At 36.7% G+C, this 17,218-nt stretch carries 13 protein-coding genes; 8 read left to right on the top strand and 5 right to left on the bottom strand.

Annotated features, from left to right (window positions below; genetic code table 11):
- The first annotated feature begins 104 nt into the window (after positions 1-104).
- From BJK46_RS02460 to BJK46_RS02435, 6 genes are all read left to right on the top strand, one after another.
- Complete coding sequence (locus BJK46_RS02460) at positions 105-1,982, top strand: ABC-F family ATP-binding cassette domain-containing protein (protein WP_015728743.1); 1,878 nt, start codon at positions 105-107, stop codon at positions 1,980-1,982.
- 9 nt (positions 1,983-1,991) lie between these two features.
- On the top strand, positions 1,992-3,773 hold the full coding sequence (gene recQ, locus BJK46_RS02455) for a DNA helicase RecQ (protein ID WP_014614539.1): 1,782 nt from the start codon (positions 1,992-1,994) through the stop codon (positions 3,771-3,773).
- A gap of 238 nt (positions 3,774-4,011) precedes the next feature.
- Positions 4,012-4,971, top strand: a complete 960-nt coding sequence (locus BJK46_RS02450) for an ABC transporter ATP-binding protein (RefSeq protein ID WP_103263535.1) — start codon at positions 4,012-4,014, stop codon at positions 4,969-4,971.
- Entirely contained in the window at positions 4,968-6,485 is a 1,518-nt protein-coding gene (locus BJK46_RS02445) for an ABC transporter permease/substrate-binding protein (RefSeq protein WP_103263534.1), read from the top strand. Before BJK46_RS02450 ends, BJK46_RS02445 begins: the two co-directional genes overlap by 4 nt.
- A gap of 323 nt (positions 6,486-6,808) precedes the next feature.
- Positions 6,809-7,858, top strand: coding sequence for a histidinol-phosphate transaminase (gene hisC, locus BJK46_RS02440; protein WP_014614536.1), 1,050 nt, complete (start codon positions 6,809-6,811; stop codon positions 7,856-7,858).
- Positions 7,859-7,958: 100 nt separating this feature from the next.
- Positions 7,959-8,495, top strand: coding sequence for a 5' nucleotidase, NT5C type (locus BJK46_RS02435; protein WP_014614535.1), 537 nt, complete (start codon positions 7,959-7,961; stop codon positions 8,493-8,495).
- A gap of 85 nt (positions 8,496-8,580) precedes the next feature.
- On the opposite strand, the gene BJK46_RS02430 is transcribed toward BJK46_RS02435, so the two are convergent.
- From BJK46_RS02430 to BJK46_RS02420, 3 genes are all read right to left on the bottom strand, one after another.
- On the bottom strand, positions 8,581-9,513 hold the full coding sequence (locus tag BJK46_RS02430; protein ID WP_103263533.1) for a diacylglycerol/lipid kinase family protein: 933 nt from the start codon (positions 9,511-9,513) through the stop codon (positions 8,581-8,583).
- 134 nt (positions 9,514-9,647) lie between these two features.
- Entirely contained in the window at positions 9,648-11,150 is a 1,503-nt protein-coding gene (locus tag BJK46_RS02425) for a peptide MFS transporter (protein WP_014614533.1), read from the bottom strand.
- Between the two features lie 350 nt (positions 11,151-11,500).
- The gene (locus BJK46_RS02420; RefSeq protein WP_014614532.1) at positions 11,501-13,006 is read right to left on the bottom strand and encodes a peptide MFS transporter; all 1,506 of its coding nucleotides are present in this window, start codon (positions 13,004-13,006) and stop codon (positions 11,501-11,503) included.
- Between the two features lie 475 nt (positions 13,007-13,481).
- Between BJK46_RS02420 and BJK46_RS02415 the strand changes: the two genes are divergently transcribed.
- Together BJK46_RS02415 and BJK46_RS02410 are read left to right on the top strand one after the other, a co-directional pair.
- Positions 13,482-14,723, top strand: a complete 1,242-nt coding sequence (locus BJK46_RS02415; protein ID WP_165487066.1) for an MFS transporter — start codon at positions 13,482-13,484, stop codon at positions 14,721-14,723.
- A complete protein-coding gene (locus tag BJK46_RS02410) occupies positions 14,723-15,217 on the top strand; it encodes a GNAT family N-acetyltransferase (protein WP_103263677.1) in 495 nt (164 codons plus the stop codon). The genes BJK46_RS02415 and BJK46_RS02410 overlap by 1 nt, the downstream gene beginning before the upstream one ends.
- 321 nt (positions 15,218-15,538) lie before the next feature.
- On the opposite strand, the gene queF is transcribed toward BJK46_RS02410, so the two are convergent.
- Both queF and BJK46_RS02400 read right to left on the bottom strand, forming a co-directional pair.
- The gene (queF, locus tag BJK46_RS02405) at positions 15,539-16,039 is read right to left on the bottom strand and encodes a preQ(1) synthase (RefSeq protein ID WP_015728751.1); all 501 of its coding nucleotides are present in this window, start codon (positions 16,037-16,039) and stop codon (positions 15,539-15,541) included.
- 19 nt (positions 16,040-16,058) lie between these two features.
- On the bottom strand, positions 16,059-16,940 hold the full coding sequence (locus BJK46_RS02400) for a DMT family transporter (protein WP_014614525.1): 882 nt from the start codon (positions 16,938-16,940) through the stop codon (positions 16,059-16,061).
- Positions 16,941-17,218: the final 278 nt, after the last annotated feature.

Raw genomic sequence — 17,218 nt, 5'->3', positions numbered from 1 at the left:
GCTCCTTGTATCATTTGTTCCAAAAAAAGTGTATAATATATAGAACTGATTTAAGGTTAACAGATAAATGCGAGTAAATCTATAAGAAAAAGGGTGTATGTGTTGTGGAAGCGTATAAAATTGAACGCCTCAACAAATCTTATGCGGATAAAGTCATTTTTGATGATTTACAGTTATCCATTTCCAATCAAGAGCGAATCGGATTAGTTGGTATTAATGGAACGGGGAAAAGTTCATTGCTCAAAGTCATCGCAGGCATGGATGAAGATTTTGATGCCGTTCAATCGCATCCGAAACAATATCGTATTCGTTATGCGGCACAAAATCATAATTTGGAGCCAACGTTAACGGTTTATGAAGCGGTTTATAGTGCAGATTCCAAAGAGTTGCAAGTCATTAAACGTTATGAAGAAGCTACTGCACAATACGCAGAACAACAGACTGACAAAGCGTTTGATGCAATGATGGCAGCTCAAGCTGATATGGATGCTTACAGTGCTTGGGATTATAGTGCTGAAATTAAAACGATTTTATCGAAACTTGGCATCCATGATACGACACGCCGAATGAGTGAACTCTCAGGTGGCCAACAAAAGCGTGTAGTGCTAGCGCGTACGTTGATTGAAAAACCAGATTTATTATTATTAGACGAACCGACGAACCATTTAGATTTCGAATCGATTCATTGGTTAATTCAATTTGTAAAGTCTTATCCGAAAACAGTCGTTTTTGTCACGCATGACCGTTACTTTTTAAATGAAGTGGCGACGCGTATTGTAGAATTGCGAAATGGCAAGCTAGATACATATCCAGGTAACTATGAAGCGTATATTGCAATGCGAGCAGAGCGGGAAGAAATCGAAGTGCGTCAACAAACGAAACAACGTGCACTTTTTAAACAAGAGTTAGCGTGGATGCGTGCCGGTGTCAAAGCGCGAACTACGAAGCAACAAGCAAGGCAAGATCGTTTTCATGACTTGAAAGAACAAGTACAATCGCATCAAGTGCAAGGGAAAGGGTCATTGAATCTGGCTTATTCGCGTTTAGGCAAACAAGTCTTTGAACTTGAAAATGTGACGAAACGTATTGATGGCCGTACATTATTTGAAAACGTGTCGACATTGATTCAAAAAGGTGTTCAAATCGGTATTGTGGGCCCAAACGGTGTCGGCAAAACGACGATGCTGAACATTTTAGCAGGTGAAGATCAGCATTTTGAAGGTGTATTAAAGATAGGTCAAACGGTAAAAGTGGCATATTTTAAACAAACGGATGAACGATTGAATCGTGATGTCCGTGTCATTGATTTCTTGCGTGAAGAAAGTGAGTTGGCGCGTCAAAAAGATGGGACGACCGTTTCGATTACGCAATTGTTGGAACGCTTTTTATTCCCCAGTGTGACGCATGGTAAGAAAGTGTATAAACTCTCGGGTGGCGAACAAAAGCGTTTGTATTTATTGAAGTTGTTAGTGCATCAGCCGAACGTGTTGTTGTTAGACGAACCAACAAATGATTTGGATACAGAAACGTTAACGATTTTAGAAGACTACATTCAAACATTTGGTGGTACCGTCATTACTGTGAGCCATGACCGTTACTTTTTAGATAAAGTCGTGGATTGTTATTGGTATATTCACGACGGTCAAATTGACATGATTTTAGGGCAGTTTGAAGATTATTTAGCATACCAAAAACAATTGGAACAAGCAGCAACTCAAGTAGCGTCCGTGAAACAACAACCGACATTACAACCAAAAAAGAAAAAAGGATTATCATACAACGAAAAACGAGAATATGACATGTTATTAGTGCGCATCGAGGAAACAGAGTCGCGTCTGGCTGAAATTGACGCCGAAATGATCGAAGCGAACGCAGATTATGCCAAAATCAAAGCATTAAATGAAGAAAAAGAAACGCTCGAAGCTCAATATGATACCGACATGACGCGGTGGAGTGAACTAGAAGAAATATTAGAACAATAGAGGGATAGCATGGAGCAAACATTGTCGCATTATTTTGGATACAAATCTTTTCGTCCTGGTCAAAAAGAAATTATTGAACGCGTATTGAATCATCATCATACGTTAGGGGTGTTACCCACAGGTGGGGGTAAATCGTTATGTTATCAAGTACCGGGATTGATGTTTAAAGGAACGACCATTGTCATTAGTCCTTTAATTTCGTTAATGAAAGACCAAGTGGACCAATTGACCGCAATGGGAATATCTGCGGCTTATTTGAATAGTAGTTTAAGTACGCAAGCACAAAAAGAGATAGAAACGCAATTGGTCAATGGTGAGTTGAAATTTTTATACATCGCACCGGAACGTTTTGAGCAAACTTATTTTGAAATGTTGTTGCGACGTGTCGATATTTCACTCGTCGCATTTGACGAAGCACACTGTATTTCAAAATGGGGACATGATTTTCGGCCGAGTTATCAAGCAGTCATACAACGCGTATTGACTATGCCGCAACAGTTTTCGATTGTCGCATTGACTGCAACAGCGACGACTGAAGTGCAACAAGATATTATGGAACGGTTAATGATTTCGCGACAACACTTAGTCAAAACTAGTATTCGTCGACGTAATTTGAAGTTCCAGGTGAATGGGACGTATCAACGTCAAAAGTTTGTATTGGATTATATTCAAAAACATAGTCAGAAAGCGGGGATTGTTTATTGTTCAACGCGTAAACAAGTAGAAGCCTTGTATGAAGCTTTAGAAGACGCAGATATCCCTGTATCCTACTATCATGCAGGAATGACAGCGAAACAAAGAGATGAAGCCCAGAATGACTTTTTATATGACCGTACTCGTGTAGTCGTTGCGACCAACGCATTCGGTATGGGAATTGATAAATCGAATGTCCGTTATGTCATTCATTACAATATGCCGGGTGATTTGGAATCGTATTATCAAGAAGCAGGACGTGCAGGTCGAGACGGATTAGATAGTGATTGTATTTTATTGTACAGTGATCGAGATATTGCTTTACATCAGTATTTTATCGGTGCCTCGAAAGCGGACGATGATTACAAGGAACGTATGGGCGAAAAATTGACGAAAATGATTCAATATACGAAAACGACGAAATGTCTAGAAGCAACATTAGTCCATTATTTTGAGCCGAATGAAAAACTTGAAGAATGTCACCAATGTAGTAATTGTATTGATAAAAATAAAACGTACAATATGACGAAAGAAGCGAAAATGATCATTAGCGGTGTCGCACGTTTACGTCAACAAGAAGGATATCAAACGGTCATTCAAGTTTTGCGTGGCGAGGTTTCGGACTACATTCGTCATCAAGGCTATGAAAATCTTTCGACGTATGGTTTGATGAAAGACTATACGACTGGCGAGTTACATCATTTAATCGATGAACTCCGCTTTAAAGGCTTTCTCAACGAACATGACGAAATACTCATGTGTGATGCCTCAGTAGAAAAGTTATTGAGTGAGGATACACAAGTGTTTACAAGGCCGTTCAAGCGTAAGTCGAAAGAAACAGTGCATATTAACACTGTAGAAGGGGTCGACCGCACGTTATTTGAAAAGCTTGTCGAAGTCAGACGTGAAATGAGCGAACGATTAAACATGCCACCGACGAATATTTTTACAGACTATACGTTAGAAGCTTTTGCGAAAAGAAAGCCTGTCACAAAGCAAGAAATGATTCAGATTGATGGTGTTGGTAGTTATAAGCTGAAGCACTATTGTCCTGAATTTTTAGAAGCGATTCAAGAATATAAAATGCATAGTTCGTAAAACATCAGATGGAGCTGGGGGAATTCCTGGCTCCTTTTTTACAAATAAACGATTTCTTATTGAGTGGTAAAGAATGGAAAAGTGAGACGTGTCGATAGTAGATGATTTAAATTTTTTAGATGCAAATTGTGTTATTTTTACAATGAATTATGTTTTAATGAATATTGTGTCTAGCCATTTGGGGAAATGAATTGTATATCAGTAAAATTAATTGAAAACAGAAAGATAGAGGGATTGTATGATAAAATTTAGCAATGTTTCTAAGTACTATGATGACCGAGTCGTTGTCAATCAAGTGGATATTGAGATTAACGAAGGTGAATTTTTCGTTTTGATTGGTCCATCTGGCTCAGGTAAAACAACCACAATGAAAATGATTAACCGATTAATACCATTATCTGAAGGTTATATTTATTTTAAAGACCGTCCAATTAGTGATTATTCTGTATACGAAATGCGCTGGGATATGGGGTATGTGTTACAACAAATCGCCTTATTTCCACATATGACTATCCGTGATAACATCGCACAAGTACCGCTGATGAAAGGCTGGACAAAAGAAAAGATTGATGCACGCGTCGATGAACTATTATCGATGGTTGGGCTCGATCCAGAACAGTTTAGAGACCGAAAACCTGAAGAACTCTCAGGTGGGCAACGACAACGTGTCGGAGTTGTCCGTGCGCTCGCAGTAGATCCACCGGTAATTTTAATGGACGAACCTTTTAGTGCGTTAGATCCAATTACCCGAGAGAAACTACAAGATGACTTATTAAAGTTACAAGATCAAATTAAGAAAACAATTGTATTCGTGACACATGATATAGAAGAAGCTTTTAAATTAGGAGATCGCATTTGCTTACTGAATCATGGGCACATAGAACAAATTGGCACACCTAACGATTTTATCAAAAAACCAAAAAATAATTTCGTTTGTCAATTTTTAGGTGACTTGACGAGTGTCGTACTGAATCATTTCTCACTCGGTAAAGTTGTAGAACTTGCAGGCGAAAAAGCGACAGAGGCACAATTGCGTCAATATCCAGTCGTCCATGCAGATCAAACAGTGAGTGATGTTTATGATGAACTGGTACAGTATGAAGCGGTCATTGTGCCAGTTGAAGGTGAGCAATGGTCTTTATCGCGCCAAGACATCTTTAGCTTCTTATCAAAAAATCAGGCAGGTGTCAGTAGATGAATATATTTTTAGAAACATTGAATAGTCGAAAAGGTGAGTTATTTGCTGCCTTACTCGAACATATTCAACTTTCGTTTGTCGCATTACTGATTGCTGTGTTAATCGGTGTACCGCTTGGTATCTTACTAACAAAAACTAAAAAATTATCTGAAATAGTGATTAACATTGCAGCAGTCTTACAAACCATTCCGTCGCTTGCTTTACTTGGCCTTATGATTCCATTGTTCGGTATTGGAACGGTACCAGCGGTGATTGCGCTTGTTGTTTACGCATTATTACCCATTCTACGTAATACGTATACGGGAATTACAGGTGTTGATTATTCGTTAATAGAAGCAGCAAAAGGCATTGGCATGAAACCTATTCGTCGTTTGACTAAAGTTGAGTTACCGATAGCCATGCCAGTCATTATGGCCGGTATTCGTACAGCAATGGTATTGATTATTGGTACAGCTACACTAGCGGCATTAATTGGTGCGGGAGGATTAGGTGACCTTATCTTATTAGGAATTGATCGTAATCACACTTCATTGATTTTAATTGGAGCGATTCCTGCAGCGATACTAGCAATTTTGTTTGATGTGATTTTAAGAATGTTAAGCCATACGTCTTACCGTAAAATGTTAGCGACACTTGGTGTGATATTACTGTTCATGTTGGCAGTTACTATCGCACCCATCTTCTCTAATCAAAATGAACGTATTACGATTGCTGGGAAGCTTGGTACAGAACCGTCAATCATCACAAATATGTACAAGATTTTAATTGAAGATGAAACAGATTATACTGTGTCAGTGAAAGACGGTATGGGTAAAACAACATTTTTATTCAATGCATTAAAATCAGGTGATATTGATGGTTATTTGGAGTTTACAGGTACCGTATTAGGTGAGTTGACTAAAGAATCACCGAAATCTAAAGACGAAAAAGAAGTATATGAACAAGCAAATGCAAGTTTGGAAAACAAATTTGATATGACGTTGTTGAGACCAATGCAATACAACAATACGTACGCATTAGCAGTCAAACGCGACTTTGCCGAAGAACACAACATTAAAACGATTAATGATTTGAAAAAAGTCGAAAGCGAGATTAAGCCAGGTTTCACACTTGAATTTAATGACCGTGAAGATGGTTATCATGCGATTCAAAAAGTGTATCACTTAAACTTCCAAAATGTGAAAAAGATGGAGCCTAAATTGCGTTATCAAGCTATTGAAAGTGGTGATATTAATTTAATTGATGCATATTCGACAGATGCAGAATTAAAACAATATGATATGGTCGTGCTTGATGATGACCGTAAAGTATTCCCACCGTATCAAGGTGCACCACTGTTTAAAAAATCATTTATTGAAGCGCACCCAGATATTGAAAAAGCTTTAAACCAACTTGAAGGTAAAATATCTGATGAAGAGATGCAAGAAATGAATTATCGTGTTGCTGAAAAAGATGAAGATCCTTATGATGTCGCGAAAGCGTATCTCAAGAAACAAGGCTTGATTGACAAATAGTGCTGTTGTTTGCGTCTCATTTGTTGATAGGTTGCCGAACAATTTGTTGACTTTATTAGAAATAGTATAAAAACGACTGGACTGTTGTTGTCTTTCAAAACTTTTGGAGAGGCGTCATGGTCCAGTTGTTCTATATCAATGGTATTTCCGGTTGTCATTATGATACACGTACGACATCGTCTTTTTACTTGTGCGTGATCAAAATTTTTATTTGAACCTTTGATAGACTACGAATAAATAGACGGATACTCTAGCATTTTAAAGCGTTAATGGTTATACTAGTAACTATATTTTAAAAATTCTGATTTATAGGAGGTTTAGAAATGAAATCACAAATTTCTAAATTACGTGCGTATCAACCTGGATTGTCACCGGAGAAATTAAAAGAAAAGTATGGGATTGAGGGTGAGCTTCACAAACATGCTTCTAATGAAAACTTATTTGGTCCATCTCCTAAAGCGAAACAAGCGATTAAAGATCATGTGGATGACCTCTTTTTATACCCTGAACCGAATGCACCATTGCTACAAGAAGCCATTGCAAATCATTATGGTGTAGACAAATCACAAGTTCTTTTTGGTGCCGGCCTTGATGAAATGATTGTGATTATTTCTAGAACGTTAGTCCGTGCAGGGGACAATATTGTGACGAGTGCGGGGACGTTCGGCCAATATCTTCACAATGCGGTCGTAGAAGATGCGGAGACCATTCAAGTCCCATTGGTGGAAGGGTCATTTGATTTGGACGGTATCGCAGCAGCAGTAAATGATAAAACAGCAGCGATATGGATTTGTAATCCGAACAATCCAACTGGAACATATCACACACATGACGATATTGTAGCATTTTTAGAAAAGGTACCTTCACACATTCCAGTATTTATGGATGAGGCTTATGCGGAATATGTCTCTGCAGAAGATTATCCAAAAACGTTAGAATTAATGAAGCAATATGATAATGTCGCGTTAATGCGTACGTTCTCTAAAGCGTATGGTTTAGCAGGTTTACGTATCGGTTATCTCATTTCTACGCCAGAATTAGCTGCACAACTCAATGTCATTCGTCCGCCATTTAATACGACACGTTTATCTGAACAAGCCGCATTGAAAGCGTTAGAAGACCAGGAATATCTACAACAAGTCGTGGAGACGAACCGCGTGGAACGTGAAAAGTTTATTGAGCTTGAAACAGCTTTGAAAATTTATCCGTCTCAAACAAACTTTGTCTTTGTAGAAACAGATCGTGCAGAAGAATTGGATGAGACCTTGTTACGCCACGGCATTATTGCGCGTCTTTTCCCTAATGGTGTCCGTATTTCATTAGGTTTTCCAGAACAAAATGAAGTGATTCGCCACGTGTTAAAATCATTTTAACCTAAACAATGACATTCGAGTTTGTGTGGGAATCATCAAACGCTGAGACAAAGTATGTTATGATAAAGCGGTGAGATGAATGTATACAAGGAGCGATAACATGAGAACTTCAATAGGGATCGATATGGATGAAGTACTGGCAGATACGATGGGGGCGATTTTAGATGAGTTGAATCGCCGTACACAATTAGGTGTGACAATCGATCAAATCGCTGGGAAACGTATTTACGAAATCATGCCAGAACATACGAAAGAAATCCGTAATATTTTGGCATCAGACGGCTTTTTTGGCCGTTTAAATGTGATGAAAGATGCGCAAGCGGTCGTTAAAAAATTAGCCGAGCACTATGACATTTATATTGTCACAGCTGCAATGGATGTGCCGACATCTTTCCATGACAAATACGAATGGTTATTGGAACATTTCCCATTTTTAGATTCACAACAATTTGTGTTCTGTGGCCGTAAAGACATTGTCGCGACGGATTATTTAATTGATGACAATCCGCGTCAACTAGGGGGACATACAGGGAAGCCGTTAATGTTTTCAGCGCCACATAATGAGGGGAATACCGATTTTGAACGTGTGAATAACTGGAAAGAAGTAGAAGAATACTTTTTCGGTAAGGAAGCATAGCGTTTAATAGGTTAGCATTTTTTAATCCACAGCAGCAAAAAGCAGTGACGCCATTGTAGTGCGTCACTGCTTTTTTTGCTTTTCGCTAGTTATCTTTTGCTTGACCTGGTTCTACCGTCAATAATTCAATCGCTTGCGGAATGATTTCAATATCAACCGGTGTATCTAAAGCAATTTCACCATCGATATCGACGCGCATTGGCGGCTCAGTTTTCACATGAATGTGACGACTTGGAATATGATCGATATTGTCGCTAATTTCACTCCACGTCATACTATCACGTAAGCTAAAAATATCTTTAAGAATACTCATACTGTAATTATTAAAAATAAACGTATTAAGCTCACCGTCAGAGGGCGACATTTCCATGAGCGGAATTTTGCCGCCACCGATAAAACGACCATTCGCAAATAACAACATGGACGTTTCACCTGTATACGTTCGACCGTCAATGTCTAATGTATAGTTGAAAGGCTTTGGGTTAGAAAGTGTTTTAAGTGTTGACATAATATAACTTAGTTTGCCGAACAAGTCTTTAGATTGACCTTGTACATTTTCAGCATTTTGTACCATCAAACCGATGCCCGCAAAGTTTAATACATATTGATCTTCAACTTTCATCACATCGTATTTTTGAGGTGATGCAAGTAACAAATCTTGACTCGCTGGGCCTGCTTTAGTAGATAAATTCAATGTTTTCGCAAAGTCATTAAACGTGCCACCTGGAATAATACCGACTGGGAGGTTTAAGTTATATTTTAAGACACCATTAATTAATTCATTGACTGTTCCATCGCCACCTAAAATGAAGAGGACATCGATGCCTTCGCGATTGTTTTGGTCTTGTATACGTTGACAATATTTTTCGATGTCACCTTCATTTTCACTTAATTGAATGGTAAATCTTTTGCAGAGTTGGGTCAGCGCGACAGTCACTTCACCCAAGCCTTCATGTATTTTGTTGAGTCCTGAATGTTGGTGATAAAAAAGAACGCCGTGTTCGTATTGTGGTGCCATAAGATTGCTCCTTTCAATTCACGTACACTTCATTGTATACCGCAATTGTGTTGATGTTAATCATGATAACTTCAAAGTAAAAAAGGGTGAGTACACGAGGGGTGTCCCAAACGTATACTCACCTTATTGTGATGTTAACGAATACCTTTCATAGCTCTTAAAATAAATGGTGAACCGATGACGGCTAAAAGCGCGACAACGATAGCGATGCCCCCAATAAGACCGAAATAGTTTTGATTCCCAATAATAGGTTGAAGTTTCACAAGTTGTGCATTAATCGCTTGTGCTGTTGCATTCGTTAATAACCATAAACTCATCATTTGAGAGTTGAAGTTTTCAGGTGCAAGTTTAACAGCTGAACTATTTCCTGTTGGTGAAATACAAAGCTCACCAATCACACAAATGATATATGACAAGATAATCCATACAAACCAAATGTTGGCGTCATTGTAAGCATAAATCACACCCATCATCAGTATGAACGAGCTACCTGCTAGAAATAAACCGATTGCAAACTTAATTGGTAAACTTGGCTCAAAACGTCCTAATCTTCTCCATAGCCAAGAAATCACTGGTGCGAAAACGACAATGAAAAATGGGTTAATCGATTGGAACCATGTCACAGGGAAAACACTTTCCCAGCCGAATAAGTTGAAAGCAAGATCTGCCTTTTCATCCGCGTATACGGCAAGGACGTTAGCCCCTTGTTCTTGAATCGACCAGAAAATAACACCGACAATAAATAAAGGAATAAACGCAATAACACGTGAACGTTCAACATCTGTTGTATCTTTACTTACAATCATAATCGTAAAATAAACAAATGGTAATGCAAATCCTAAAACTAATACGATTAAACTCACTAAATTAAAAGAAAGTGTTCCAGTCATAGATGCGATCGCAACAACTAAGACAATCACAGCGGTAATCAGACCGAAAATCATCCCATACTTTTTCTTTTCTGCAGGGCTTAACGGATTTGGTGGCGCGACGCCAATACGTCCTAGATTACGCTTATGAAATAAAAGGTAAAAAAGGAGTGACAGCCCCATACCAATCGCAGCAATTAAGAAGCCACCGTGGAAGTTACCGACATTTCTAAAGTGGTCTAACACAAGTGGTGAAACAAACGCCCCCATATTTACGGCCATATAGAAAATAACGAATCCTGAATCTACACGGCTATCGTCTTTAGGATAGAGACGCCCCACAATATTTGAAATGTTAGGTTTCATCAGACCTGACCCTACAATAATAAAGAACATTGATGACAGTAGTCCTGTTAAACCAAACGGTAAGCTTAAACAAATGTGACCGATAATAATTAACACAGCACCATAAAACATGGAGCGTCTTGTCCCCAGTATTCGGTCAGCTACCCAGCCCCCTAAAATAGATGTCATGAAGATTAACGAGCCATACACAGCTATCAACGATTGAGCGAATGTTTTCTCGAGCCCTAAGCCACCTTGACTGACATTGTAGTAAATGTAGTAAATCAATAGGGCACGCATACCGTAATAACTAAATCTCTCCCAGAATTCTACGGTATATAATACACCTAGACCACGAGGATGACCGAAGAATCCTTTTTGAGGAATCTCTTGTACAGCTTTTTCGTGTGATAATTCTGACATTTCAATCAATCCTTCCTATCTGAACAAAACATATAATAGAAAGTTTACGCCTGATGAAAATAAATAGCAATTAGTTTTTTAAAAATAATAAAATTTTAAAAATTCAGATAAAAATAAAGTGATAAATGGTTGAATTATGCACTATTTGTATAGTGGTTATTTGCTGCCGATAGATGGAAGTAACGTTTAAATAAAGAGGGAGAGGATGTATGTTTAAATCAACCCTACATGTTTGACGATGGAAGTAACGAATGAGGAGATAAAGTGTCACTAGAAAGTTTTTGAAAATAATATGAGAGGTCCGGTACATTCATGCCCAAACCTCTCATATGTATGAAAAAGTATTTAATTTATTTTACGCCTTGCATTAAGTTTTTAATCAATGGTGTAATTAAAATTAAAATTATACCGATAGCCACCGCGAAGAGTCCTGAATAAAGGAAGTACTCGTTTGTACTCATATGGACATAAATCTTCACCATTTGTGCGTTTAAACCTTGCGCCATAGCATTCGATAAAAACCATATACTCATCATTTGACCTGCAAACGCATCAGGTGCAAGTTTTGTTGTTGTTGATAAGCCAATAGGAGATAAACAAAGTTCACCAAACGTTACGAGTAAGAAGCTCGCGACTAACCAGAACGGATTGATCAAACTGTTACTGTCTGGAATAATCATAATTAAATATGAAAGACCAGCTAAAATAACACCGAGCGCAAATTTAATGACAGTCGGTGGATTATAACGACCGAGTTTCATCCATAAAATTGAGAATAAAGGTGCCAAAATAATAATGAAAAATGGATTTAAAGATTGAAACCATGCTGGTGGGATATGAAAATCAATCAATCCTCCTGTAACTTTAGATAATTCAAGTTGTGTTTTTGTGTCAGAAAACTGTGCTAAAACTGTTGACCCTTGCTCTTGAATCATCCAGAAGGCAACAGACGCAATAAACAACGGAATGTATGCAAAAACACGTTTACGTTCATGTTTTGCAGTCTTGTTACTTAGAATAATTTTTGTAAACAAGAAAACAGGCAAGAATACACCTAATATCGTGATGATATTAGAAAATAGTTCAATAGTTAAGTAGCCTGTTGTATACAATGCAATCCCAATAATCACTAGTATGATCGTCAGACTTCCGATGATTTTAATTAATTTTGAGCGTTCTGTTGGAGTCAATGGGTCTGGCACTTCAACACCTGCAAGACCGAGTGATTTTTTATTTGTGAATATATATGCCAATAAACCGAAAAACATCCCTACAGCTGCAATCGCAAAGCCGACATGGAAACCGACATTGACTTGTACCCATCCGATAATGAGTGGTGAGAGTAATGCTCCTAAATTAATACTCATATAAAAGATCGTAAATGCCGAATCCATGCGTGCGTCGTTCTTATCGTATAACAATCCAACCGTTGAGGAGATGTTTGGTTTCAACAAACCTGTCCCCATAATTAAAAAGAGTAATGCGATAAGTAATAAGACAAGGCTGTTTGGGAGTGACATTAAAATGTGGCCAATCATGATCAGCACAGCACCATAAAACAGTGCGTGACGTGTGCCTGTGATACGGTCTGCAATCCAACCTCCGATCACCCCACTCATATAAACTAAAGCGCCATAAATTGAAACGATTTGAAGTGCGACACCTTGGTCTAAACCAAACCCGCCTTTAGCCACTGAATAATAGATATAGAAAGCTAGTATTCCTTTCATCCCGTAATAGCTAAAACGCTCCCAAAATTCTGTGAACACTAGCGTACTGAGTCCTTTAGGATGCCCGAAGAATCCCGTACGTGGCGTACTATTTAGGATTTCTTCCTTTGTATAATGTGAACTCATTGATAATACCCCCTATGTAAGTCAAGTTAAACTTATTCTATAACTCATCGGTATCATACACAATATTTTTATACAAAGAACATTTTATAATATATTTTTATGGTATGTGAATATATATATAGTTTGCTTCTTGATGTATCGTTTATCTGTTTTTTGTACGTATATCCCGATAAAGTCACTAAACTTTATGAGTTATTATAGCACCTTTTTCTCGCTTAGCAATAAAATATTTAAAATTTTAAATATGATTTACGAAAAACTGCACGTTTTTATTGTTAGTATTTATTTTCCTCTTAGTTAAGGTGTATCAAGTAAAGTGGAGTATTATAAACAGTCAATATTGCTTTGTTAGAGATAAGAAAAGATTAGCCTGATTACGATAAAAAATCTTAATAGAAAAACTTTTCAGAAAGTATTTACTTTTCTGAAAAATAGTGTTAATTTACTATTAAAATAATATTTGGAGATGAACATTGTGTTTCAAAACAGAGATTTTGCAATTTTGTTTATGGGCAGGCTAATTTCGAATTTTGGTGATAGTCTTTACAGTATTGGGACAATGTTGCTTGTCTATAGTTTGAGTCATTCACCAATATATACAGGTTTTGCATTGTTTTTGACCTCATCAACAGCACTGATTCAAGTTTTTTTAAGTCCTTTATTAGATAGAATCAATCCTAAAAAATATTTAATATACTCACAAATGTTACAGGGTCTCTTATTATTAGGCATTCCATTGTTACATATTATCGATCATTTAACGTTGAGTCTATTATTATTGGTTATGTTTATAGCAAGTCTACTCAATCAAATGATATACCCAATACAATTGAGCTTATTACCTAAAATTTTAAATGAAAATCAATTAATTGATGGTAATGCCTATTTTAGTATTGCATATCAAGGTAGTGATGCGTTATTCAATGCGTTAGCAGGAATAGTGATTACTGCATTTGGATTGTTTTCTATTTATGTTATTGATAGTGTTACTTTTTTGATTAATGGTGTGATGTTTATATTTTTGAGCCGACAAATTTATTTAATAAATCGGCATAAGACTGTAGAAAAGAGTGGGTATTTGGAAATGCATTTTCAAACGCTTTGTTCTGGGTTAGCTTTATGGAAAGGAAAATTATTTTTCCCCTTACTAATAGGTGTCATTGTTATTAATTTTTCAGTAACTGGTATTTTTGCAAATTTACCGTTTTATGCATTAGGAGAACTGCATTATAGCCTTTTAATGTCTAGTTCTGGAATTGGGATTTTAGCGGGATCTCTGATTGTAAAAGGAAAGTGGATGAGGAGTGTTCCTTTAGGTGTGTTTTATATCCTAGGCATTGCACTTATCGGTGTTTCTTGGATTTTATTTTCGTTACTTAAGCATGAAAGCACTTTTATAATGATTGTCTCATTTGTTTTATTTTTAACGGGTTGGGTTGTTGTGGGTATGTTTAATATTATTTCTCAGACCATTATTCAATTATCTGTTAGTGAAGAACAACTAGGAATGGCGATGGGAACAATGATTGGGGTCTCCACATCAATAGCTCCTCTCGGTGCGTTATTAGGTGGGAGTTTAGGTGTTTTATTTGGGAGTCACACGGTAATGATATTGTTTGCAAGCTTATTAGTGTTTGTGTCGGTATTTTGGATGTCCCAATCTTCAATTAGAGAATTGACTGATTTCGAACATATAGAGTGGGGGAGACAAGACTAATGGAAAACTTAAAAATAGTTTTAGCAGATGAAGCGGATGTTGATTTTTTATTAGATATATATAACGACGATTTTGTAAATTTAGTAGCTTTACAAGGAGGAGAATCAAGTATTTTAAAAAATGATATCAAGAATACTTTGAAAATATTTAAAGAAAAGGGAGACGAAATTTTTATTATTAAACAAGGCGAGGAGAATGTTGGAATGGGAATGCTATATGACATTGATTATTATAATAAAAATTCTCGTATTGGTCTTGCGCTTCATAAAAACTACAGAGATATGGGGATAGGCGGAAAGGCACTTGAAATGATTTATAAACATGCTGCCAAAGAAATGAATATGATTAAAGTATATGGAGAAGTGTATGAAATGAATTCAAGATGTAAAAAAATGTTGGATAAGTGTGGATTTGTTTGTGAAGGAGAACTAAAAAAGCATAAAAGATTAAAAGATACTTTTATTAATGTAAGTATATACAGCAAATTTTTATGATTTTATTTGAAAGGAGGTAATTAATATGAAAAAAGTTGAGCATCTAGAACAATCTAGAGAAGTGATCATCATTATTAAACAATGATGAACGAGATTTGTTTCTTTGGATTTTGGAGCTTTTAAATAAACTGTGTAGTAAAGATTTGGTATTATGTATCTTTACTACACAGTTTATTTCTGTTTTTACTCATCTTATGTGTTAACTTTATACATCTCTATCGTTTTATTATACAAGGGGGAAATGCTAAATCCTAGATGTGCAAATCAAAAATTAGGCTTTCGCTCCTTGAGAGATTTTGTTTACTCTAATTGTATTAATTTTTATCGATTATCGATTTTTTCTGGATACATGTCATGATTCATGAGGCGATGTTCTGCCATTTTTTCGTATTTCGAATTTGGACGACCGTAGTTAGTGTATGGATCGATTGAAATGCCGCCACGTGGTGTGAACTTGCCCCATACTTCAATGTAGTGCGGATCCATTAACTCAATTAAGTCATTCATAATAATATTCATACAGTCTTCATGGAAATCACCATGGTTACGGAAACTGAATAAATAAAGTTTTAATGATTTAGATTCGACCATTTTAACATTTGGAATATATGAAATGTAAATGGTTGCAAAATCAGGTTGTCCTGTAATTGGGCATAAAGATGTGAACTCAGGACAGTTAAATTTAACAAAGTAATCGCGATTTTGGTGTTTATTATCAAATGTTTCTAAAACATCTGGTCGATAATCAAAGTTGTAAGTGTTGTTTTGGTTGCCGAGAAGTGTAATATCTTGTAATTCGTCTTTTGAACGTCCTTCTGTCATGAGGAAGGCCTCCTTTATATTATTTTGATGGTTGTTGACGATGCTTAGAACTTGTCGAGCGTCGTGCTTTTTCGAACATATAATAGCTTGCACTTAAAATAATGATATAACCGATAATGGCATAAAAGTCAGGTGATTCATTAAATAAGATAAAGCCGATAATTGCTGTAAATATAATAGACGCATAAGTAAATATCGAAATATCTTTGGCTGGTGCGTAACTATATGCGACTGTAATACCGATTTGGCCTACTGCAGCGGACAAACCTGCTAAAATCAAGTAAACGATTTGGATTAAGCTCATCGGTTCAAATGTAAATGCGACGAATGGTATCAGCACAATAACCGAAAAGAATGAGAAATAAAATACAATCGTGTATGGGGCTTCTCGTGTACTTAAAGCACGTACAGCGGTATATGCTGAAGCCGCGAAAACACCGGATAACAGTCCCACAATTGCCGGAATCACATCAGATGAAAATTCAGGTTTGACAACGAAAAGCATACCGATAATTGCGATAACCATTGAAGTAATTTGATATTTTTGAATAAATTCCTTTAAAAAGATGAGGCTTAACAATATCGTCCAAAAAGGATTCAACTTCATCAAAATATCGGCATCGCTTAATACCATGTGATCAATCGCATAGATGTTTAACAGGACGCCCATTAAACCTAAAACAGAACGTGTCACTAATAAAGGTTGACTACTGAGCTTACCGAAGAAGGGCTGTTTATATTTAAGAATAAAGAATAACGGAATAAACATGGCTACGAAATTTCGAGCGAGTGATTTTTGAAATACGGGTAAATCGCCGGATAGACGAAAAAAAACTGCCATAAAACTAAAACCAATAGCAGAAATTAAAATAGCGAGGATTCCTTTCACTTTAGTATTCATGATATCGCCTCTTATTGATAAAAATTTGACTTATACATAGTAGCACAAAATGAAACAACTTGCATTATATCTTGCAATTTTACTAAAAGGAGCTACAATAAAAGGGAACATACGTTCTGTTTAAGAGGTCTGTATAAACGTTTCGGTTAAGAAAGTCAAGTGAGAGATGCACTTCAATCAGAAAATAATTTTTTCAACTCTTCTAGTAGTTGATTTCATCGCTTTTGATGACAATGGGTGACAAAAGTTCCAATTTATCTCTTTAAATTGAGAATAGA

Origin of the sequence: Staphylococcus pseudintermedius, from assembly GCF_001792775.2 — a bacterium.
Classification (GTDB): domain Bacteria; phylum Bacillota; class Bacilli; order Staphylococcales; family Staphylococcaceae; genus Staphylococcus; species Staphylococcus pseudintermedius.
The sequence above is the reverse complement of the archived record's forward strand: the minus strand, read 5'-3'. Positions and strand labels throughout refer to the sequence as shown.